Source organism: Tepidimonas sp. HKU78 (genome assembly GCF_049860815.1).
Lineage (GTDB): Bacteria > Pseudomonadota > Gammaproteobacteria > Burkholderiales > Burkholderiaceae_C > Tepidimonas.
Genome location: NZ_CP187547.1, coordinates 1,422,999 through 1,443,764, shown reverse-complemented (window position 1 = coordinate 1,443,764; position 20,766 = coordinate 1,422,999). Strand labels below are relative to the sequence as shown.

Here is a 20,766-nt window from a genome sequence, read left to right as displayed (position 1 = left end):
CCCCATCGTCCCGAACCGCAGCGGAGCACCCATGGCCACGACAGCCCCGACCATCAAAGAATACGTCTACGAGTGGGAAGGCAAGGACCGCAACGGCAAGACGGTCAAGGGCGAGCTGCGCGCGGCCGGCGAGGCCCAGGTGCAGGCGCAACTGCGGCGCCAGGGCATCCTGGTGCAAAAGGTCAAGAAGCGCCGGCTCGCCTCGGCCAAGCGCATCCGCCCCAAGGACATCGCCATCTTCACACGCCAGCTCGCCACCATGATGAAGGCGGGCGTGCCACTGTTGCAGGCCTTCGACATCGTCGGACGCGGCAACCCCAACCCGAGCGTGGCCCGACTGCTGTACGACATTCGCTCTGACGTCGAGACCGGCACCTCACTCAGCGCGGCGTTTCGCAAACACCCGGCGTACTTCAACTCGCTCTATTGCAACCTGGTCGAAGCGGGCGAGGCGGCCGGGATCCTGGAAGATATCCTGGACCGGCTGTCAACGTACCTGGAAAAGACCGAGGCGATCAAGAGCAAGGTCAAGTCCGCCCTGATGTACCCGACCGCGGTCATGGTGGTGGCCTTCATCGTCGTGTCGGTGATCATGATCTTCGTGGTACCGGCGTTCAAGGAGGTGTTCACCTCCTTCGGCGCCGATCTGCCGGCACCGACGCTGGCGGTAATCGCGATCAGCGAATTTTTCGTCGCGTACTGGTGGCTCATCTTCGGGGCACTGGGTGGCGGGTTGTACTTCTTCTTCCAGGCCTGGAAGCGCGACGAGCGGGTTCAGCGTTTCATGGACCGGCTGCTGTTGCGCGTGCCCATCTTCGGCCAGCTGATCGAAAAATCCGTCGTCGCGCGCTGGACGCGCACGCTGTCCACGATGTTCGCCGCCGGCGTGCCGCTGGTCGAGGCGCTCGATTCGGTGGGCGGCGCCGCCGGCAATTCGGTGTATGCCGATGCCACCGCCAAGATCCAGCAAGAGGTCGCCACCGGCACCTCGCTGACGCAGGCCATGACCAACGCTGGCATCTTCCCCTCAATGGTGCTGCAAATGTGCGCCATCGGCGAGGAGTCGGGCTCGCTGGACCACATGCTGGGCAAGGCGGCCGACTTTTACGAGCAGGAAGTCGATGACATGGTCGCTGGCCTGTCGAGCCTCATGGAGCCCGTCATCATCGTCATTCTGGGCACCATCATCGGCGGCATCGTGGTCGCGATGTACCTGCCGATCTTCAAGCTGGGCGCGGTGGTCTGACCATGTCCGCAGCCGGATCCGGCGCCCCCCTGCCGGCAGACCTGCGGCGCAACGCGGCACTGGTCGTCGATGCCAACCCGACCACGCGCATGACGCTGGCGGGCCAGCTGCGCAGCTTTGGCTTCACCTCCATCAGCCAGACCGGGCGCATTGCCGATGCGCGGCGCGAAATCGAGCGCCACCCGTTCGACCTGGTGGTGTGCGCCGACACCTTCCCGCGCGGTGGCTCCGGACAGGAGCTGCTCGACGATCTGCGCCGCTCGGGCCTGCTGCCGTATGGCACCGTGTTCATCCTGATCACCGACGAGGCCACCTATCTCAAGGTGGTCGAAGCCGCCGAATCCTCGGTGGACAGCTATATCGTGCGCCCCTACTCGGCCGCCACGCTGTACGACCGCATCGAGCAGGCCCAGCGGCGCAAGGCGGCGCTGTGGGAAATCTACCGCGCGCTCGAGGAGCGCCGCTACGACGATGCGATCGAGCGCTGCCTGGAGCGCGTTGCCACCCAGGGCCCCCAGTGGCTGTCGGCGGCCCGCTGGGGGGCCGAGATCATGCTGCGGCTGGGGCGCTTCGGGCAGGCGCAGGCGTTGTTCCAGTCGATCTGGGATGCGCAAGCCCAGCCTTGGGCGTTGCTGGGGGTGGCACGTTGCCAGCTCGACAGCGGCGCGCCCTCGGCGGCGCTGGAGACACTGCGCCAACTGATCGAAGTCGCGCCCGACTACCCGGATGCCTACGACGTGCTGGGTCGCGCCCAGATGGAGCTGGGCCGCTTCGACGACGCGCTCGACAGCCTGCAGCGGGCGCTCGAGGCGACGCCGATGGCGATCGGCCGCCAGCAGCGGCTGGGAATGCTGGCATTTTTTCTCGGCAACCGCGACAAGGCCGTCGAGCTGCTGCAGCGCGCCACCTACCTGGGACTGGACTCCAAGATGTTCGACGCCGAGAGCCTGGTGTTGCTGGCCATCGCGGCGTTCGAGCGGCACGACGCGGCCGAACTGGAGCGCCACCAGGCCGAGCTTGCCAAGCGCGCGCGCGGCTATCCCGACGACAACCGGCTGCAGCGTTTCGTCGCCCTCGTCGATCTGCTGGCGCAGGCCCTGCCCACCCCGGACGAGGAGCGCCGAACACGGGTGGCGACCGAGCTGACCGCGATGGCGCCCGGTGTGGGCACGCCCGACTTCGATATGGAGGCGGCGTGCAACCTGCTCGCCGCGCTGGCGGCGCTGGCGCACCAGGGCTACACGCCGGAACACGACGCGCTGGTGGAGCGGCTGGGGCTGCGCTTTGCCACCTCCAAGGCGATGGGCGAACTGCTGGCCAGCGCCGCCAGCCACCACACCCGCTACGCGCAGCGCCTGCGCGAATGCGAGACCACGATGGTGCAGCGCATCGAACAAGCGCTGCGCCGCGCCCACGACGGCGAGCCGGTGCTGGCACTGGCCGAGCTGTGCACACTCGCACAAGACACGCTCAACGCACGCGCCGTCGAGTCGGCCTGGCTGGTGCTGCAGCGTTACCAGCGTGACATGCCCAACCCCGAACGCTGGCAACAGCGCGTGCAGGCGCTGCGCCAGGGCTATGGCACCGCCCGCAACCGGCCGGCGCTGGGCGACCCGCGCCTGCGCCCCTCGGGTGGCGTGCATCTGGGCCCGATGGATCGCGCGCCAGCGCCAGTGCGGGTCGATAATGTGGCGGCATGAGCCCGATGGATCTCTACGGCGCCACGGCACTCGTCATCGACGGCAATCCCACCTCGCGCTCGATCCTGGTGTCACAGCTGCGCGACATGGGCGCGCGCACCGTCGCGCAAAGCCCGCGCATCGCGGATGCGCGCCGCCAGCTCGAATTTCGCACCTTCGACGTGGTGGTGTGCGAGCAGCACTTTCCCAACGACAGCGGCACCGGGCAAGCCCTGCTCGATGACCTTCGTCGTGCGGGGCTGCTGCCCTTTGCCACCGTCTTCATCATGGTCACGTCCGAGGCGTCGTACTCGAAAGTGGCCGAAGCCGCCGAATCCGCCCTCGACTCGTACCTGCTCAAGCCCTTCACCGCCAACCAACTCGCCCAGCGCATCGGGCAGGCGCGCCACCGCAAAGCGGTGCTCAAAGACATTTTCGAGGCGGTCGAAAAACGCGATTTCGAGCGTGCGGCCGAGCTGTGCCTGCAGCGCTTTCGCGAGCGCGCCGACTACTGGCTGTACGCGGCCCGGGTCGGCGCCGAACTGCTGCTGCGACTGGAGCGTTACGACGAGGCTCAGCGCCTGTACGAAGCCGTCGTCGAGGCCAAGGCCTTGCCCTGGGCACGCCTGGGTGTGGCGCGCGCGCAGCTCGAAGCCGGACAGCCACAGCGCGCCAGCCAAACCCTGCAAAGCCTGATCGACGACGACCCCGGTTACGCCGACGCCTACGACGTCATGGGCCGGGCGCAGATCGAGCTGGGCAACTTCGACGCCGCACTGGCCGTCTACAAAATGGCCACCGACCTGACGCCCGCCTCCATCAGCCGGCTGCAGCGGCATGGCATGCTGGCGCATTACTGCGGCCAAACCGCGCTGGCCGAGGAGCTGCTGGCGCGCTCGGTGCGACTGGGGCTGGACTCCAAGATGTTCGACGCTCAGTCGCTGGTGCTGTTGGGATTCATGCGTTTCGAGGCGGGCGACCGCAAGGGCTTGCAGCGCTACTGGGATGATGCCCTGCGCATGGTGGAGCGCCACCCGCAGTCGCAGCGCCTGCGCCGACTGGCCGAGGTGCTCGAAATCGCGCTGCTGCTGCACGACGCCCAAGTGGCCCGCGTGCTGCAACAGTTGCGCGCCATGATGGCCACGATCACCGACGAGGACTTCGACTTCGAGGCGGCGTGCAACCTGACGACGCTGCTGGCGTATGTGGCGCAGCGCGCGATCCAGATCGACGAGGTGCAAGAGCGACTGACCGTGCTCGGACGGCGTTTTTGTACCTCCAAGGCGCTGACGGCGCTGCTGGCTCAGGCCGCCAACGCCCACCCGCCGTACGCCGAGCGGCTGTCCAGTCTGCACACCGAGGTGCTGAGCATCATCGAGCACGCCATGCGCCAAAGCCTGGCGGGCAACCCGCGCGCCGCGGTGCTCGAACTCCTCGAGCAGGGGCGTGTCACCTGCAACGCCAAAATCATCGAGTCGGCCTGGGGCGTGCTCAAGCGCTACGAAGCGCGCATCGATGATGCAGCAGAACTGGCACAGGCGATTCAGCCGCTGCGCACCCGCTACCAGTCCTACGCCAACAAGCCCGTCATCGGCGACAAGGCGGCGCGCCAGGCCGGCGGCGTCAGCCTGCGCGTGATGGACGTCAAGACCGTCGAGGACTGACCCGCCTGGTCAGGGAACCGGTGCCCCCGCGCGCCACCAGGCGGCGATCAACGCCCGCTCCGCCTCGGTCAAACCCGTGGCGTTATTGATCGGCATCTGCCGCGTAACCACGACCTGCTGATACACCGCTGGCGCGTGCTGCGCCAGGGCCGGCGCGCTGTCGAGCCGCACGCCCTTGGAGGCCAGCGCCTCGCCGTGACACGGCACACAGCGCTGCTGCACCACGGCCAACACCTGGGCCGGCTCTACGTGGGGGACGGGCGTGTCGCCTGCCGCGCCCGCCTGCGGCGCCGCCGGGCGTATCCCGACGATGACGGCCCCGACCAGCGCCACCCCCACCGCTGCGTACGGCCAGGGGTGCGCGCAGCGGCCAAGCCGGTACCCATGTCGGGCCACGAAAAACTGCCGGATGGCCGCACCCCCCGCCATCAAGCCCAGCAGGGCGAGCCAGTTGGCCTCGTGCCCGGTCAGAAAGCCGTAGTGGTTGCTCAGCATCGCCAGCACCACGGGCAGCGTGAAGTAGGTGTTGTGCACGCTGCGCTGTTTGCCGCGCTGGCCATGGCGCGGATCCGGGGTCTGCCCCGCCTGCAGCGCCGCCACCACCTTGCGCTGGCCGGGGATGATCCAAAACAGCACATTGGCGCTCATCGCGGTGGCCAGCATCGCGCCAATGATCAAAAACGCCGCACGCCCCGCAAACCACTGGCACGCCAGCCACGTGGCCAGCACCACCAGCAGCGCCACCGCCAGCCCGACTTTACGGTCGCCACCAGGCGTCTGACCCCACCAGCGGCAGATGGCGTCGTACAGCAACCAAAACACGACCAGGAACGCGATCGCCGCCGCGCCCGCCATCCACGCCGCGGGCCACGCGTACACCCGCGCGTCCACCAGATAGATGTCGGCCTGCCACAGGTACGACACCGCCAGCAACGCAAAACCGCTGAGCCAGGTGGTGTAGCTCTCCCAGTAAAACCAGTGCAACCGCTCGGGCAGGCGGGGCGGCGCGACGGCGTACTTGACGGGGTGATAAAACCCTCCCCCGTGCACCGCCCACAGCTCACCGGTCGCGCCATCTCGCCGCAGGCGCTCGTCCGCGGGCGGCGTCAGGCTGCTGTCCAGAAACACGAAGTAAAACGACGACCCGATCCAGGCGATGGCCGCCACCACATGCAACCAACGCAACAACAGGTTGGCCCAGTCCAGAAGATAGGCATCCACGGCACGCTCCATGCGCCCGGTGGCGCACGTGGTGCGACCCCCACCACCGCGGGCGCTGTGGGGGCCCCAGGCCGCGACCTGCGGCGTCACGCCCCGGCGGATCCGAAGCGTGGCCGCTGCGCCGCTGCGACCAACCGTATTAGTGTACCGGCTGGCCAGCCACCGCGAGGGGGCTCAGGGCAAACACTCCAGCGCGTGCTGGTAACGCGCATCGGCCATGAGCGCATCCCAATCGAGCGCCGGCCCGTTGGGCAGCAACGCGCGGCGGCGCACCTCGGCCGTCTCGTCGGGCAGCCAGCGCTCCTCGTATACCGCGCGGCTGAGGCCTTCGATCAGGTCGTCGATCGCCACGCCGCCCGCTTGCGTGCTCTGGTTGCACAGCAGCACCAGGTCGCAGCCAGCCTCCAGCGCCGCCAGTGCGGCTTCGGTGTACGTCAGCGACTGCCCCCGCAATTGGCGGGCAGCGGCCATGGACAGATCGTCGCTGAAGATGGCGCCGGTAAAGCCCAGCCGCTCGCGCAGGATGTCGCGCAGCCAGCGACGCGAAAAACCGGCGGGGCCATCGTCCACCCGCGGATAGACCACGTGCGCCGGCATCACGGCGGCCAGCGATGCGCTGAGCCACCCGTACGGCGCGGCGTCGTCGTCCAGGATCGCTTCCAGCGGCCGGTCGTCGATGGGCAGCTCGACGTGCGAATCGGCCTCGGCCCAGCCGTGGCCCGGAAAATGTTTGCCGCAGTGGGCCATGCCCGCCAACCGCATGCCGTGCATCAGCGCTTGCGCGAGCAGCGTCACCACGCGCGCATCGGCGTCGAACGCGCGGTCACCGATCACGTCGCTGCGGCCATGGTCCAGGTCCAGCACCGGGGCAAAGCTCAGGTCCACGCCACAGGCGCGCAGCTCGGCTGCCAACACGTAGCCCGCCGCCGTGGCGGCATTGCACGCGATCAGCGCGGCTTCCCCTGCGCGCGCCTCGGGCGCCTCGCGCCACAAGCGGCCGAACTCGCGCATCGGCGGCAGGTGGGTAAAGCCGTCACTGCGAAAGCGCTGCACGCGCCCGCCCTCGTGGTCAACGCAGATGAGCAGATCCTTGCGCACACGCTTGATTTGGCGGCACAGGGCCTGCAGTTGGGTGCGGTCGCGCCAGTTGCGGGCAAACAGAATCACGCCACCGACCAGCGGGTGGCTCAGCCGGGCACGGTCGGCCTCGGTCAGCCGGGTACCGGCGATGTCGATGATCAAGGGGGCATGCAGGGTCATGGGTCTTGCTCCACCACCACAAAGCTGGCGGCATGGTCGGATTCGTCGGTCAGGCTCAGGTGCGCGCGCCAGCGCCGCGCCTCGAACCACTGCTGCAGCGGTCCGTGCAGCCGGAAGGCGGGACGCCCGCCGGGCAGGTGGATGACCTCGCAGTCGCGCCAGGTCATGGGGGCGCGCAGGCCCAGGCCAACGGCTTTGGCGAACGCCTCCTTGGCCGAAAAACGCGTGGCCACGAAACGCACACCGCGCTCGGGCCAGCGCTGGCGCCGCTCGTGCCAGGTGGCCAGCTCGCCGTCGGCCAGCACCCGGCGCGCAAAGCGCTCGCCATGGCGCTCCAAGGCCGCGGCGATGCGGCGCACATCGCACAGGTCGGTGCCAATGCCGACGATCATGGCGCGTGCGCCGCGTCGATGCAGCGCTGGTACACCTGGACCGTGGCCGTGTAGCCGAGCTCGAGCGCGTCGGCGATCAAGGCGTGGCCGATGGAGACCTCTGCCACACCCGGGACGGCGCGCAAAAAGTCAGTCAAGTTGTCGCGGTTGAGGTCGTGGCCAGCGTTGACGGCGAGCCCGACGACGTGCGCCGCCTCGGCCGCGGCGCGGTAGCGCTGCAGCTGCACCGCGCGCGCCGCCGGGTCAGGCCAAGCAGCGGCGTAGGGTTCGGTGTAGAGCTCGACGCGGTCCGCCCCCACCGCCCGCGCCGCGGCCATTTGCTCGGGCACAGGGTCCATGAAAAGACTGACGCGAGCGCCCAGCGCGTGCGCCTGCTCGATGACCGGACGCAGGCGCTCGGCGTCGTCCGGAAAACGCCAGCCATGGTCGCTGGTGAACTGGTCCATCGCGTCGGGCACGAAGGTCAGTTGATGCAACGGCAGGCCTTGCTGCACCAGCTCGCGCGCCACGTCGAGCAGGTTGTGGAACGGGTTGCCCTCGATGTTGAACTCGCGCTGCGGCCAGGCCTGCATCAGGTGCCCCAGATCGAACACATCGTGCCAGCGGATGTGGCGCTCGTCCGGTCGGGGGTGGATGGTGATGCCGTCGGCCCCGGCCTGCAGGCACAGCGTGGCGGCCCGCGTGACGCTGGGAATGCCCAAATGCCGGCTGTTGCGCAACAGGGCGACCTTGTTGACGTTGACGGACAGCGCGGTGCGTACGGGCGCGGATGGCAGACCTGGACTCATGGTGTGGGCTCGCTCGTGGGCGGCAACGGACGGGGGGCGATGCGGCGCACGGCCCGCATCAGCTCACGGGTACGAAACGACGCGACCCCGCTATGGTAGTGCAGCAGGCCGGCGAGCCCCGTGCGCAGCGCGGCAGTGGCCAGCAGCGGCGCCTGCGTGCACAGCGCTGCCCACGGGTCAGGGCCGTCCAGCGCGGCCTGCAAAGCGGTCCACGCGGCGGCGGGCAAGGTGTCGGCCGACTCACCAGCGGCGGGCTGCAAGCCGGCGTGCGGCGAGAGCCGGCACGGCTGCGCCGGCTCCAGCGGCAGCAGCCGCAGGCCGTCGCGCGCCAAATCGGGCAGCCACCCCAAGGTGCGCAGCAGCAACAACTCGAACGCGCGCAACACCACCGCGGCGTCATCGCCCAGGGCGAGCGCGCACACCGCGCGCGCGTAGTGGTCGAACAGCACCGGGTGCGGGTCGTCGCGTACCATCAGGCGCAGCAGCAGCTCGTTCAGGTAGTAGCCCGCCAACAGCGCGTCACCCGCGGGCATGACGTGTCCGCCAGCGTAATGAGCAGCCTTGAGGGTGCGCACCTCGGCGTCGCCGGACCAATCCACGCGCAGCGGCTGCAGCGGCAGCAGCACGGCCCGAAACTGCGACGTGGGGCGTTTGACCCCCTTGGCCACCAGGGCCACGCGCCCATGGTGGCGGCTGAGCAGCTCCAGGATCAGGCTGGACTCGCTCCAGTCGTGCCGATGCAGGACGAAGGCGGGCTCGTCGTGCACCCGCGCGCGCGGCCGCGATCCCACGTCACTCGTAGCCGTAGGCGCGCACCCGCGCTTCGTCGTCCGACCAGCCGGAGCGCACCTTGACCCAGAGTTCCAGGTACACCTTGCCGCCCCACTGGCGCTCCAGCTCCTGCCGCGCTTCGGTGCCGATGCGCTTGAGCCGCTCGCCACCCTCGCCAATCACCATGCCCTTGTGGCTTTCGCGCTCGACGATGATGGTGGCAGCGATGCGGCGCAGCTCGCCTTCTTGCTCGAAGCGATCGACGACCACGGTGGAGGTGTAGGGCAGCTCATCGCCCGTGAGGCGAAACAGCTTCTCGCGCACCAGCTCGCCGGCCAAAAAGCGCTCGCTGCGGTCGGTCAGGTCGTCAGCCTCGTACAGCCAGGGCTGCTCGGGCAGGTAGCGCTCGCACAGCGCCAGCAGGCGCTGCACGTCGCGACGCTGCTTGGCCGACATCGGAAAGAACTCGGCAAACGGGTGGCGCTCCTGCATGCTGCGCAGCCAGGGCGCGATCTCGACGCGGCGGTGCACGCGGTCGAGCTTGTTGGCCACCAGGATCACCGGCACCCCGGGCGGCAGCAGGGCCAGCACCTTGGCGTCGGCCAGGTCGAAGCGGCCCGCCTCCACCACGAACAGTACCAGATCGACGTCGGTCACCGCACCCAGCACGGCCTTGTTGAGCGCGCGGTTGAGGGCGCTGGCATGCCGGGTTTGAAAGCCGGGGGTATCCACGAACAGGAATTGGGTCGCGCCCTCGGTGCGAATGCCCGTGATGCGGTGCCGGGTGGTTTGCGCCTTGCGCGAGGTGATGCTGATTTTTTGGCCCACCAGGGCATTGAGCAAGGTCGACTTGCCGACATTGGGCTTGCCCACGATGGCGATGAAACCACAACGCTGCGCCGACGACGGCGCGGGCGCAGACGGGGAAGGCGCAGCAGACGACTCGGCAGGCAGCATGGTCATGGCGTAGGGGCGCGGCGGCTCGTGCCGCCCGTTTGCAGGAGTTCGAGCATATGCGCGGCAGCGGCTTGCTCGGCGGCGCGACGCGATGGCCCCCGCCCGACCGTGGGCCCAGCCCCCTCGACCCGACACGCGACCTCGAAGGTTTGGGCATGCGCTTCGCCGTGGATGGCCACCACCTCATATGTCGGCAGGGGGCGGCGGCGCGCCTGCAGCCACTCCTGCAGCGCGGTCTTGGCATCCTTGCCCTGCCCCGGGCGCAGTTCGAGCCCCTCGTACCAACGACGCGCCACGGCCTGCGCCACCTCGTATCCCGCATCCAGATACAGCGCGCCCAGCAAGGCCTCGACGGCGTCGGCCAGGATGGATGCGCGCTCGCGTCCGCCCGAGCGCTGCTCACCCTCGCCCAGGCGCAGCAACGGCGGCAGCCCCAGGTCGAGCGCAATGCGATGCAGTGCATCCTGGCGCACCAGGCTGGCGCGCAGGCGCGAGAGCTCGCCCTCGGGCTGCTGCGGCAGCCGCTCGACCAGCAGCGTCGAGACGGCCAAGCCGAGCACCGCATCGCCGAGAAACTCCAGTCGCTCGTAATGATCGGCGCCATAGCTGCGGTGCGTCAGCGAGCGCAGCAGCAAACCCGGGTCGCGAAAACGGTGACCGAGGCGCCTCTGCAGGGCCTCCAGCCCAGGGGACAGGGGATCAGCCATGGATCACTGATTACGGCCGCGGAACTTGAGCAGCAGATACGCCGGGCCCGCCAGGTGGATTTCCTTGTCGTAGGCGAACTCGACCACGATGCGTTCGCCGTCCTTGCTGATCTCGAGATCCTTGCCCGTGACGGCTTCGAAGTAGTCGGCGGTGCGGGCGCGCTCGAAGGCGCTGCGGATTTCACCCACCGTGCTGCTACTCTGGGCGGCCCGGTTGACGGCTTTCTGGATTGCCAGGTATTCGGTCACCGCGGGCACGATCTTGGCCGCCAGCACCAGACACACGGCGACGACCACGCCGACGAAGAACATCCCGAACACGGTCACGCCACGTTGTCGCATCTGCACCACCCCCGGATCGTCGTGGGCCGCCGCCATGGCGGCCTGGGGCCATGATAGCGGCAAACCACGCTCAGGCGTCATTCGAAACGGCCGATGCGGCTCAGGTCGCGGAAGTTCATCCACACGAGCACTGCCTTGCCGACGATGTTGCGCTCGGGCACGAAACCCCAGTAGCGCGAATCGAGCGAGTTGTCGCGGTTGTCGCCCATCACGAAGTAGTGCCCCGCCGGCACACGGCAGGTCACACCTTCGACCGTGTATCGACACGCTTCGCGGCCCGGAAAATCGACCACCGCGGGGATGAACGCCGGTCGCTCGTCGTCGATCAGGGTGCGCACCCGCCGCCCACCGATCTCCTCGATGAACTGCTTGCGGTAGCGCATCGCCTCGGCGTCGTAAAAATCGTCGGTGGGCTGGCGCGGCACCGCCTGCCCATTGATGAAGAGCTGCTTGTTCAGGTACGCCACCTCGTCGCCGGGCAGGCCGACGACGCGCTTGATGTAGTCCAGGCTCGGCTGCGGCGGGTAGCGAAAAACGATGACATCGCCACGTTGCGGTTCGTGGTTGTCGATGACCTTGGTGTGCACCACCGGCAAGCGCACGCCGTAGTGGTACTTGTCGACCAGGATCAAGTCGCCGATGTGCAGCGTAGGAATCATCGAGCCGGACGGGATTTTGAACGGCTCGTACAGAAACGAGCGCAGCAGGAACACCGCCAGGATCACCGGGAACAGCCCCGCGGTCCAGTCCAGCCACCAGGGCTGCGCCATCAGCTTTTGGTGCAGTGCCTGCAGGTCGGTCGGCTCGGCGGCGATGCCCTGGCGCGCCAGCTCCTGCTGGCGGCGCTGGGCGTCGGCCACGGCGCGCTCAGCCGCCGCGCGTCGCCGGGGCAAAAAGACCCAGCGCTCGGCCGCCCAATACACGCCCGTCACCACGACTGCCAGCAGCAGCAGCAGCGAAAAATTGCCGTCGATGGCCCCGAGGTACCACGCCACCCCATAGCCGACGAAAGCACCCAGCACGACCCCGGTCAGCGTGCCCATGGTCTGGTCGTTCATGATTCCTCCACCTGCAGGATGGCCAGGAACGCCTCCTGCGGGACTTCGACCGTGCCGATCTGCTTCATGCGCTTCTTGCCCGCCTTTTGTTTTTCCAGCAGCTTGCGCTTGCGCGTGATGTCGCCACCGTAGCACTTGGCCAGCACGTTCTTGCGCAGCGCCTTGACCGTCTCGCGCGCAATGATTTGCGCCCCGATGGCGGCCTGGATGGCCACGTCGAACTGCTGACGGCTGATGATCTCGCGCATCTTGGACACCACCGCCCGCGCGCGCGACTGCGCCTGGCTGCGGTGCACGATCATCGACAGCGCGTCGACCTTCTCGCCGTTGAGCAAGATGTCCACCTTGACCACGTCGGACGGGCGGTATTCCTTGAACTCGTAGTCCATCGACGCATAGCCGCGGCTGACCGACTTGAGCTTGTCGAAGAAGTCCAGCACGATCTCGGCCAGCGGCAGGTCATAGGTCAGCATCACCTGCTTGCCGTGGTAGGCCATGTTGAGCTGTACCCCCCGCTTGCCATTGCACAACGTCATGACCGGGCCCACATAGTCCTGCGGCAGGTAGATGTGCACGGTGACGATGGGCTCGCGGATCTCCTGGATCTTGCTCGGCTCCGGCATGCGCGAGGGGTTTTCCACCATCAGCACCTCGCCGTCGCCTTTGACCACCTGGTACACGACGCTCGGCGCCGTGGTGATGAGGTCCTGGTCGAACTCGCGCTCAAGGCGCTCCTGCACGATCTCCATGTGCAGCAGGCCCAAAAAGCCGCAGCGAAAGCCAAAGCCCAGCGCCTGCGACACCTCGGGCTCGAAGTGCAGCGAGGCGTCGTTGAGCTGAAGCTTCTCCAGCGCGTCACGCAGTTGGTCGTACTCGCTCGCCTCGGTGGGGTACAGGCCCGCGAACACCTGGGGCTGCACTTCCTTGAAACCTGGCAGCGGCTCGGTGGCGGCCGTCAGGTTGGCGCCGCTGGCGGCCTTGAATGAGGTGATGGTGTCGCCCACCTTGGCCGACTTGAGCTCCTTGATGCCCGCGATCACATAACCCACCTCGCCGGCCTGCAAGCGGTCGCGCGGCTGGTTGGCGGGCGTGAACACGCCGAGCTTTTCGCACTGGTACTGCGCGCCCGTGGCCATCAGGCGGATGCGGTCGCCACGGTTGAGGCACCCGTCCACCACGCGCACCAGCATCACCACGCCCACATAGTTATCGAACCACGAGTCGATGATCATCGCACGCAGCGGACCATCGGGGTTGCCGCGCGGCGGCGGGATCTTGGCCACCACCGCCTCCAGGATATCGTCGATGCCCATGCCGGTTTTGGCCGAGCAGGGGATCGCCTCCGAGGCGTCGATGCCGATCACGTCCTCGATTTCTTGCTTGGCACGGTCGGGGTCGGCCTGCGGCAAGTCCATCTTGTTGAGCACCGGCAGCACTTCCACACCCAGGTCGAGCGCGGTGTAGCAGTTGGCCACCGTCTGCGCTTCCACCCCCTGGCTCGCGTCCACCACCAGCAGCGCCCCCTCGCAGGCCGACAGGGATCGGCTCACCTCGTAGGAAAAGTCCACGTGGCCGGGCGTGTCGATGAGGTTGAGGTTGTACACCTGCCCGTCGCGCGCGGTGTATTGCAGCGCGGCGGTCTGGGCCTTGATGGTGATGCCGCGCTCTTTCTCGAGCTCCATGGAGTCGAGCACCTGCTCGGTCATCTCGCGCTCGCTCAAGCCCCCGCAGCGCGCGATCAGCCGGTCGGCCAGCGTGCTCTTGCCGTGGTCGATGTGCGCGATGATGGAAAAGTTGCGGATGTGCTTCATGGCGACAGAAAAAGGGCGCGCTCCACCAGCAGCGCGCCCGATCAAATCAAACCCCCGATTGTAGGCGGTGCGGCACGCGCACGCCGCCACCCGTCAGGGACGCACCAGCACCCATTGGGCCCAATCGCCACGCCGGATCAGCAGGCCCAGGGGCCGCCCCTTGGGCCAGTCGGCGACGGCGCGCTCGAACTCGCGCACGCCCGAGACCTCCTGATTGCCCACACCCACGATCACATCGCCCGGGCGCACACCGGCGGCTGCGGACGGGCCCGCCACCTCGTCGACGCGCACGCCACCGCTGAGCTTGAGCTCGCGCCGCTCGGCAGCGGTCAGCTCGCGCACCGTCAGCCCGAGCGGCCCAGCCTTGGCGGCCTGCGGCTTGTCGGCGGGCGCGGCGGCGGTTTCTTCTTCGAACGTGCCCACGGTCACGGTGACGGTCTTGGTGGCGCCACGCCGCCAGAGCTCGACCGTGGCGCGCGTGCCCGGCTTGGTGTTGCCGACGATGCGCGGTAAATCGGCCGATTTTTCAATGGGCCGACCATCGAAGCGCAGGATGATGTCGCCCGGCTCGATCCCCGCCTTGGCTGCGGGCGAGCCGTCCTCCACCCCGCGCACGAGCGCGCCACCGGCACGCGGCAGGCCCAGCGCCTCCGCCACCTCTTTGTCCACCGGCTCGATCGCCACGCCGATGCGCCCGCGCGTGACCTTGCCCGTGGCCTTGAGCTGCTCGGCCACGCGCACCGCCTCGTCGATCGGGATGGCGAAGCTGATCCCCATGAAGCCGCCCGAGCGAGAGTAGATCTGGCTGTTGATACCCACCACCTCGCCGCGCATGTTGATGAGTGGCCCGCCGGAGTTGCCGGGGTTGATGGCCACGTCGGTCTGGATGAACGGCAAAAAGTCGCCCGTCTCGCGCTGCTTGGCGCTGACGATGCCCGCGGTGACCGTATTGTCCAGCCCGAACGGCGAGCCGATGGCCATGACCCATTCGCCCACGCGCAGCCGCTCGACGTCGCCGATGCGCACCGGCTTGAGACCGGTGGCGTCGATCTTGACCAAGGCCACATCGGTGCGTTTGTCGGCCCCCACGACGCGCGCCTTGAATTCGCGCTTGTCCGGCAGCGTCACGATCACCTCGTCAGCCCCGTCGACCACGTGGGCGTTGGTCATGATGTAGCCGTCTGCGCCATAGACGAAGCCCGAGCCCACGCCGCGCTGGCGCTCCTGGGGGCCGCCAGGCCCAGGACGCTGGGGCGAGCGCGGAAACGCGCCCGGCGGCAGCGGGATGCCAAAGCGACGGAAGAACTCGCGCATGTCTTCGTCGGGCCCGCCGGCATCGGGCTCGCGCTGCACGCGCTCGATGGTGCGAATATTGACGACCGATGGGCCCACCTCGTCCACCAGCACGGTGAAGTCGGGCAGACCAGTCAAGCGCGGCGCGTCGCCCGGCGTTGCCGATGCACTGGCTGCCGCGGCGCTGCGGGGCGCGGTCTGCGCGCCCACGCCGTGCTGGCTGGCGCCCCACACCAAGGCCACCGCCGCCAGCAGCGAGACGGCGGCCCAAACGGCCGAGCGGCGACGCGGCGACGCGGCCGCCGCGGCAGAAGGTTCACGCATGTCCATGATGTCCTATCCTTGGTCTTGTCGAAACACACTCACCGACTACGCTCCAGCGTAGCCAGAAATCGCTCCAGGGTCTGCGGAGGCACTTCACCGAGGGCAACGACGAGCTGACCCGCCACGCGCCGCGAAAGCATGTGCGTTGCCCCCGCCCGCACCTGGTTGACAGACGTGCCATCGCCCGCGGGGAAAAACAACGACACCGACGCCAAACCATCCGAGAACACGCACTGCAGCGGGGACCTCGGTCGATTCGACTCCTCGACCCGCTGCCAGCACGTCACCGGCCGAAAGCCTGGCACCTCCGCCCCCAGGCGCCAGCCCTCGGCTTCGAGCGTGGTTTTGCGCAACGTCGGCCGCTCGATGTGGTAGCCGCGCGTGTCCTCCATCTGGCGCGCCAACACGTCCAGCCGCAGGGGCGCGTCGATCTGCAGTTCGGTGAACGCCACCTGCTCCAACACCTGCGCGCCACCATCGAGGGTTTGGAGCTTGAGCGCAAGCCCCGTGCGCTTCTCGGACCAGATGCGGTAGCCATAGCGCAGGGCGTCCCTGGGCAAAAACTCCACCACCCACGCGTCGAAGCCGGCCAGGCGCTCGCTGCCGCGCAGCTCGGCGCGATAAAAATCGGCCACATCGATACCCGGCACCTTCAGCGGCCCCGGAAACAGGCGCAGCAGCTCGCGGCGGTCGCGCACGGCCCATTGGCGCTCCGGCATCAGCGTCATCACCTCGTCGTCGCGGCGCCACGTCACCCGCGCGGGGCCGCTGAGCGCCTCGATACGCTCGATTTGCTGGCGCCCATCGCAGACGTGGGCGATGCGGGCGCTGGCGATCTCGCTGCCGCGCGTGACCACATAAGTGCCACTGTAAGCACGGTTGCGCGTGGCCTCGTGCAGACGGGCGATCCATCCTTGAATGTCGCGCGGCGGCTCTGCCGCGTCGCGCCCCATCGATGGTGCAGCCGCCGTCCACACGACCAAACCCAGGAGCACGGTCCCGACGCGCCGCGCCCAGCGCCGGCGGAGAGGGTCGAGGGCGATCGACTCGTGCATCATCGCTTGGGGGCCAGGGTGTCAGCGCGCCGGCACGTCATAGCTGGCCGCGCGCAGAAAACCCGCGCTGGTCTGCAGCGCCGAAGCGCCCCCCCACTGGCGGTGCGCGGCCATCCATTCCTCGATCTGGGGATCGCGGACCACGCCGCTGCTGGCGCTGGCGGGCACCACCGGCGCGGACACCACGATGGGCACCGGGGCACTGTTGTGCGTACTCCCTGCCCACTGCGCCCCACCCGAGGGCGCACCGGACAGCGCCCCCGAACCCCACACGACCGCGACGATGGCGGCCACCGCGGTTACGCCTGCCACCACCTTCCAGCGAAACACCGCGTCGTTGGCGGCCGGCATCCGCGCGGACACAGCCCCCGGCGTGGCCGCCTCAGATACCGACGAGGCCGCCACAAAGGTCTCGCCGGTCTCGTGCGCTACGCGCGCCATCACCGCACGCACGAACGCCGGGTCCGCCCCGCCGTGCGCCGCGGCCTGTGCCCGCAACGCCTGGCCGATGCAACGGTACGCATCCCACGTGGCGCGGTCAGCCGCCGCGTCGCCTCGGGTCAACAGAGCCTCGACCTGCGGCATCGTGCATTCACCATCGAACAGCGCGGACAGCCACTCGCCACGGGTGGCGCTGGCGTCGTCCGTACGGCACTCGTTCGCAGAGACTTCAGGCTTCATGGTCATTCATCCAGTGGGGTGACGCCACACTGACATGTCACCAACGTTTGCCGCTTTGCCGCTCCAGCATCGGCTTGATACGCGCCGAAATCGCCTCTCGGGCGCGAAAGATGCGCGAACGCACCGTTCCGATCGGACAGTCGAGCGCTTGCGCGATCTCCTCGTAACTCAAGCCGTCGATCTCGCGCAAGGTGATCGCCTGGGCCAGCTCGGTCGGCAGCGCCTCGACCGCCGACTGCACGGCCTGGGCGATCTCCTTGCTCGCCAGTACCGCCTCGGGCGTCTCGGTGTCGGCCACCTGGGCGTTTAGTTCCTGTTCCAGGCTGGAAGTTTCATCGCCCTCGTCCCCGTTGTGCAGGCTGCTCATGGTCACCACCGGGTCGCGCTTGCGCTCCTGCAGCGCTTTCTTGGCGGTGTTGACGGCGATGCGGTAGAGCCAGGTGTAGAACTTGGCGTCGCCACGAAACTGGCCCAGCGCCCGGTAGGCGCGGATGAACGTCTCCTGCGCCAGGTCCTGCACCAGGTCGCTGTCGCGCACCAGGCGCGCGATCAGGCGCTCGACGCGACGCTGGTATTTGATGACCAGCAACTCGAACGCGCGCGGGTCGCCCTCGACCGCGCGCTGGACAAGCGCGGCGTCGGCATCAGGGGAGCGGGGCGGATCATCTTTCATGGCGCGGGCGTGGCGGGCCCGAATATACCCGATCGCCCCTCGCCAGCGCCGGCAGCCAGCGCCCGTCGCAGCGCCAGCCAGTCGGCCGGGGTGGAGGCCTCGCGCTGCCGACACCACAGCCACAGACGCAAACCATCGGGCGTCCGCGCGTCGATCAGCACGGCGTACGGCGTGTCGATGGCCACGCGCGGCGCCGTCAGCGCCACCCCGTGCGGCCGCGCCGGGCTGATCCAAAACCACCCACCCGTCACCCCGAGGCCCGCATCCGGCGGCGCGCGATACAGCAATGTCCCCTGCAGCGGACGCCGCCAAACCCACGACGTCCAGATCGCCGACAGCCCTGTCCCAACCAGCATCAGCCACCAAGGGCCGGGCAAATCCGGGCGCTGCACCGCCCACAGCGCCAGGGCCAGCCCGGCCAGCGACCCGCCGACGCCGCTCATCCACGCTTCTGGCCCGCGCGAGCGCACGGGCACGCGCACCTCGACGGTGTCGCCGTCGTCCATGCGTCAGACGCGCTTGAACACCAGCGTACCGTTGGTGCCGCCAAAACCGAAGTTGTTCTTCAGCGCCACGTCGATGCGCGCATCGCGTGCGGTGTTGGCGCAGTAGTCTAGGTCACACTCGGGGTCGGGGTCGACCAGGTTGATGGTGGGCGGAATCTTCTGGTGATAGAGGGCCAACACGGTGAAGACGCTCTCCAGCCCGCCCGCGCCGCCCAGCAGGTGACCGGTCATGGATTTGGTCGAGCTGACCACGACGCGGCGTGCGTGATCGCCGAGCGCCGCCTTGATGGCGTTGGTTTCGTTGACGTCGCCCAGCGGGGTGGAGGTACCGTGCGCGTTGAGGTAGTCCACTTGGTGCGGATTCAGACCCGCATTGCGCAACGCGCCCAGCATGGCGCGGCGCGGGCCGTCCATGTTGGGCGCCGTCATGTGCCCGGCATCCGCGCTCATGCCATAGCCTGCGAGCTCGGCATAGATGCGCGCGCCGCGTGCCTTGGCGTGCTCGTAGGATTCGAGCACCATCACCCCGGCCCCCTCGCCCAGCACGAAGCCGTCGCGCCCCTTGTCGAACGGGCGTGAAGCGGCCTGCGGATCGTCGTTGCGGGTCGACAGCGCGCGCATGGCAGCAAAGCCGCCAATACCCAGCGGTGAGACCGTCGCCTCGGTGCCACCGGCGATGACCACGTCGGCGTCGCCGTATTCGATCATGCGCCCCGCTTCGCCAATGCAGTGCAGGCCGGTGGTGCACGCCGTCACCACCGCCAAGTTGGGCCCTTTGAAGCCGTAGCGCATGGAGACGTGGCCCGAGACCATGTTGATGATGGACGCGGGCACGAAAAACGGCGAGATGCGACGCGGCCCTCGATTCGTGAGCTCGGTGTGTGTCGCCTCGATCAGGGGCAGGCCGCCGATGCCCGAGCCGATCACGCAGCCGATGCGGCACGCCTCGTCTTCGGACAGCGCCTCCCCCACCGGCAATCCTGCGTCCGCCACGGCCTGCGCCGCCGCAGCGATACCGTAATGGATGAAGGTGTCCATCGTCCGCGCCTCTTTGGGCGGGAGGTAGGACTCGAGATCGAAGTCCTTGACTTCACCGGCGATCTGGCAGGCAAAGGCGCTGGCATCGAACTTGGTGATGCGATCGATGCCCGATCGCCCCGCGAGCAGATTGGCCCAGGCGGCATCGACCGTGTTGCCCACGGGGCTGATGCAGCCGAGGCCGGTCACGACGACACGGCGGCGGCTCATGGGCGATCAGGCTTTCTGGTGCGCCTTGGCGTAGTCGATCGCCTGCTGGACGGTGGTGATCTTTTCGGCGTCCTCGTCGGGGATCTCGATGCCGAACTCGTCTTCGAGAGCCATCACCAGCTCGACGGTGTCGAGGGAGTCGGCGCCCAGGTCGGCGACGAACGCCTTCTCCGGTGTCACCTGGCTCTCTTCGACGCCGAGCTGCTCGGCGATGATCTTCTTGACGCGTGCTTCGATGTCGCTCATGGATTCCCTCGTCGGGTGGTTGAAAAGCCCCGGCATTGTAGCGGCCCCGGCGCGGCATAGGCCAGGGCAGCGCGCCTGGCCGGTATCAGGCCATGAACATGCCGCCGTTGACGTGCACTTCCTGTCCCGTGATGTAGCCCGCCTGCGGGCTGGCCAAAAAGGCCACCGCGTGCGCCACGTCGGCCGGCTTGCCTAGGTGGCCCAGGGGGATCTGCGCCAGCAGCGCTTGCTGCTGCTCCGGCGGCAGGCTGGCGGTCATGTCGGTTTCGATGAAGCCGGGCGCGACGCAGTTGACGGTGATGCGCCGGCTGCCCAGCTCGCGCGCCAGCGCGCGCGTCATGCCCGCCACGCCGGCCTTGGCCGCCGCGTAGTTGGCTTGCCCGGGGTTGCCCGCCGCCCCCACCACACTCGTGATGTTGACGATGCGGCCGTAGCGCTGCTTCATCATCGGGCGGATCGCGGCGCGGCAGAGGCGAAAGACCGCCTTGAGGTTGGTGTCGAGCACGGCGTCCCAGTCCTCGTCCTTCAGGCGCATGGCCAGCATGTCGCGCGTGATGCCGGCATTGTTGACCAGGATGTGCAGCGCCCCGTGCTCCTTGACGAGCGCGTCGACCAAGCCTTCGGCTGCGGGGCCGTCCGTGACGTCCAGCCGCACGCCGCGGCACCCGGGATACGTGGCCAGCGCCTGCGTGATGCGTTGCGCGCCATCGTCGGTGGTGGCGGTGCCGATGACGCGCACGCCGCGGCTGGCCAGCTCGCGCGCGATGGCCGCGCCGATGCCGCGTGTGGCGCCGGTGACGAGGGCGATTTGCCCCTCCCAGATGGGTTCGGTCATGCGGTGCTC

Annotated in this window: 21 protein-coding genes; 3 read left to right on the top strand and 18 right to left on the bottom strand. The window is 68.5% G+C overall.

Features of this window, described 5'->3' with window-relative positions:
- Nucleotides 1–31 precede the first annotated feature (31 nt).
- From ACPYIS_RS07275 to ACPYIS_RS07265, 3 genes are read left to right on the top strand one after another with little or no spacing between them, the layout of a single operon-like run.
- A complete protein-coding gene (locus ACPYIS_RS07275; protein WP_424859687.1) occupies nucleotides 32–1,246 on the top strand; it encodes a type II secretion system F family protein in 1,215 nt (404 codons plus the stop codon).
- 2 nt (nucleotides 1,247–1,248) lie between these two features.
- The gene (locus tag ACPYIS_RS07270; protein ID WP_299019204.1) at nucleotides 1,249–2,946 is read left to right on the top strand and encodes a tetratricopeptide repeat protein; all 1,698 of its coding nucleotides are present in this window, start codon (nucleotides 1,249–1,251) and stop codon (nucleotides 2,944–2,946) included.
- The gene (locus ACPYIS_RS07265) at nucleotides 2,943–4,589 is read left to right on the top strand and encodes a tetratricopeptide repeat protein (protein ID WP_424859688.1); all 1,647 of its coding nucleotides are present in this window, start codon (nucleotides 2,943–2,945) and stop codon (nucleotides 4,587–4,589) included. Before ACPYIS_RS07270 ends, ACPYIS_RS07265 begins: the two co-directional genes overlap by 4 nt.
- A gap of 9 nt (nucleotides 4,590–4,598) precedes the next feature.
- Here the strand turns inward: ACPYIS_RS07265 and ACPYIS_RS07260 are convergent, their stop codons facing one another.
- The 18 genes from ACPYIS_RS07260 to fabG all read right to left on the bottom strand — a co-directional run bounded on the left by ACPYIS_RS07260 (nucleotide 4,599) and on the right by fabG (nucleotide 20,757).
- Nucleotides 4,599–5,810: a urate hydroxylase PuuD gene (locus ACPYIS_RS07260; RefSeq protein WP_424859689.1), complete on the bottom strand. Its 1,212-nt coding sequence runs from the start codon at nucleotides 5,808–5,810 to the stop codon at nucleotides 4,599–4,601.
- 174 nt (nucleotides 5,811–5,984) lie between these two features.
- A complete protein-coding gene (gene nagZ, locus ACPYIS_RS07255) occupies nucleotides 5,985–7,070 on the bottom strand; it encodes a beta-N-acetylhexosaminidase (protein ID WP_424859690.1) in 1,086 nt (361 codons plus the stop codon).
- Nucleotides 7,067–7,462 carry a holo-ACP synthase gene (acpS, locus tag ACPYIS_RS07250; protein WP_299019197.1) on the bottom strand — a complete coding sequence of 132 codons (396 nt, stop codon included), beginning with the start codon at nucleotides 7,460–7,462 and terminating at the stop codon, nucleotides 7,067–7,069. The genes nagZ and acpS overlap by 4 nt, the downstream gene beginning before the upstream one ends.
- Nucleotides 7,459–8,250, bottom strand: a complete 792-nt coding sequence (locus ACPYIS_RS07245; RefSeq protein ID WP_299019195.1) for a pyridoxine 5'-phosphate synthase — start codon at nucleotides 8,248–8,250, stop codon at nucleotides 7,459–7,461. The genes acpS and ACPYIS_RS07245 overlap by 4 nt, the downstream gene beginning before the upstream one ends.
- Nucleotides 8,247–9,041, bottom strand: coding sequence for a DNA repair protein RecO (gene recO, locus ACPYIS_RS07240; protein WP_299019193.1), 795 nt, complete (start codon nucleotides 9,039–9,041; stop codon nucleotides 8,247–8,249). The genes ACPYIS_RS07245 and recO overlap by 4 nt, the downstream gene beginning before the upstream one ends.
- A gap of 1 nt (nucleotide 9,042) precedes the next feature.
- Nucleotides 9,043–9,978: a GTPase Era gene (era, locus tag ACPYIS_RS07235; RefSeq protein ID WP_299019227.1), complete on the bottom strand. Its 936-nt coding sequence runs from the start codon at nucleotides 9,976–9,978 to the stop codon at nucleotides 9,043–9,045.
- 2 nt (nucleotides 9,979–9,980) lie between these two features.
- Nucleotides 9,981–10,673: a ribonuclease III gene (gene rnc, locus ACPYIS_RS07230; protein ID WP_299019225.1), complete on the bottom strand. Its 693-nt coding sequence runs from the start codon at nucleotides 10,671–10,673 to the stop codon at nucleotides 9,981–9,983.
- Between the two features lie 15 nt (nucleotides 10,674–10,688).
- On the bottom strand, nucleotides 10,689–11,108 hold the full coding sequence (locus ACPYIS_RS07225; RefSeq protein WP_424894804.1) for a DUF4845 domain-containing protein: 420 nt from the start codon (nucleotides 11,106–11,108) through the stop codon (nucleotides 10,689–10,691).
- A complete protein-coding gene (gene lepB / locus ACPYIS_RS07220; RefSeq protein ID WP_424859692.1) occupies nucleotides 11,105–12,085 on the bottom strand; it encodes a signal peptidase I in 981 nt (326 codons plus the stop codon). Before lepB ends, ACPYIS_RS07225 begins: the two co-directional genes overlap by 4 nt.
- Nucleotides 12,082–13,896, bottom strand: a complete 1,815-nt coding sequence (gene lepA / locus ACPYIS_RS07215) for a translation elongation factor 4 (protein ID WP_424859693.1) — start codon at nucleotides 13,894–13,896, stop codon at nucleotides 12,082–12,084. The genes lepB and lepA overlap by 4 nt, the downstream gene beginning before the upstream one ends.
- A gap of 93 nt (nucleotides 13,897–13,989) precedes the next feature.
- Entirely contained in the window at nucleotides 13,990–15,513 is a 1,524-nt protein-coding gene (locus tag ACPYIS_RS07210; protein WP_424860135.1) for a DegQ family serine endoprotease, read from the bottom strand.
- 38 nt (nucleotides 15,514–15,551) lie between these two features.
- On the bottom strand, nucleotides 15,552–16,508 hold the full coding sequence (locus tag ACPYIS_RS07205; protein WP_424894805.1) for a MucB/RseB C-terminal domain-containing protein: 957 nt from the start codon (nucleotides 16,506–16,508) through the stop codon (nucleotides 15,552–15,554).
- 81 nt (nucleotides 16,509–16,589) lie between these two features.
- Nucleotides 16,590–17,249, bottom strand: a complete 660-nt coding sequence (locus ACPYIS_RS07200) for a sigma-E factor negative regulatory protein (RefSeq protein WP_424859694.1) — start codon at nucleotides 17,247–17,249, stop codon at nucleotides 16,590–16,592.
- Between the two features lie 37 nt (nucleotides 17,250–17,286).
- Entirely contained in the window at nucleotides 17,287–17,922 is a 636-nt protein-coding gene (gene rpoE / locus ACPYIS_RS07195) for an RNA polymerase sigma factor RpoE (RefSeq protein ID WP_424859695.1), read from the bottom strand.
- On the bottom strand, nucleotides 17,919–18,428 hold the full coding sequence (locus ACPYIS_RS07190) for a hypothetical protein (RefSeq protein WP_424859696.1): 510 nt from the start codon (nucleotides 18,426–18,428) through the stop codon (nucleotides 17,919–17,921). Before ACPYIS_RS07190 ends, rpoE begins: the two co-directional genes overlap by 4 nt.
- Nucleotides 18,429–18,431: 3 nt before the next feature.
- Nucleotides 18,432–19,676, bottom strand: coding sequence for a beta-ketoacyl-ACP synthase II (gene fabF, locus ACPYIS_RS07185; protein WP_424859697.1), 1,245 nt, complete (start codon nucleotides 19,674–19,676; stop codon nucleotides 18,432–18,434).
- Between the two features lie 6 nt (nucleotides 19,677–19,682).
- A complete protein-coding gene (acpP, locus tag ACPYIS_RS07180; protein WP_068606668.1) occupies nucleotides 19,683–19,922 on the bottom strand; it encodes an acyl carrier protein in 240 nt (79 codons plus the stop codon).
- Between the two features lie 85 nt (nucleotides 19,923–20,007).
- The gene (fabG, locus tag ACPYIS_RS07175) at nucleotides 20,008–20,757 is read right to left on the bottom strand and encodes a 3-oxoacyl-ACP reductase FabG (protein ID WP_424859698.1); all 750 of its coding nucleotides are present in this window, start codon (nucleotides 20,755–20,757) and stop codon (nucleotides 20,008–20,010) included.
- Nucleotides 20,758–20,766: the final 9 nt, after the last annotated feature.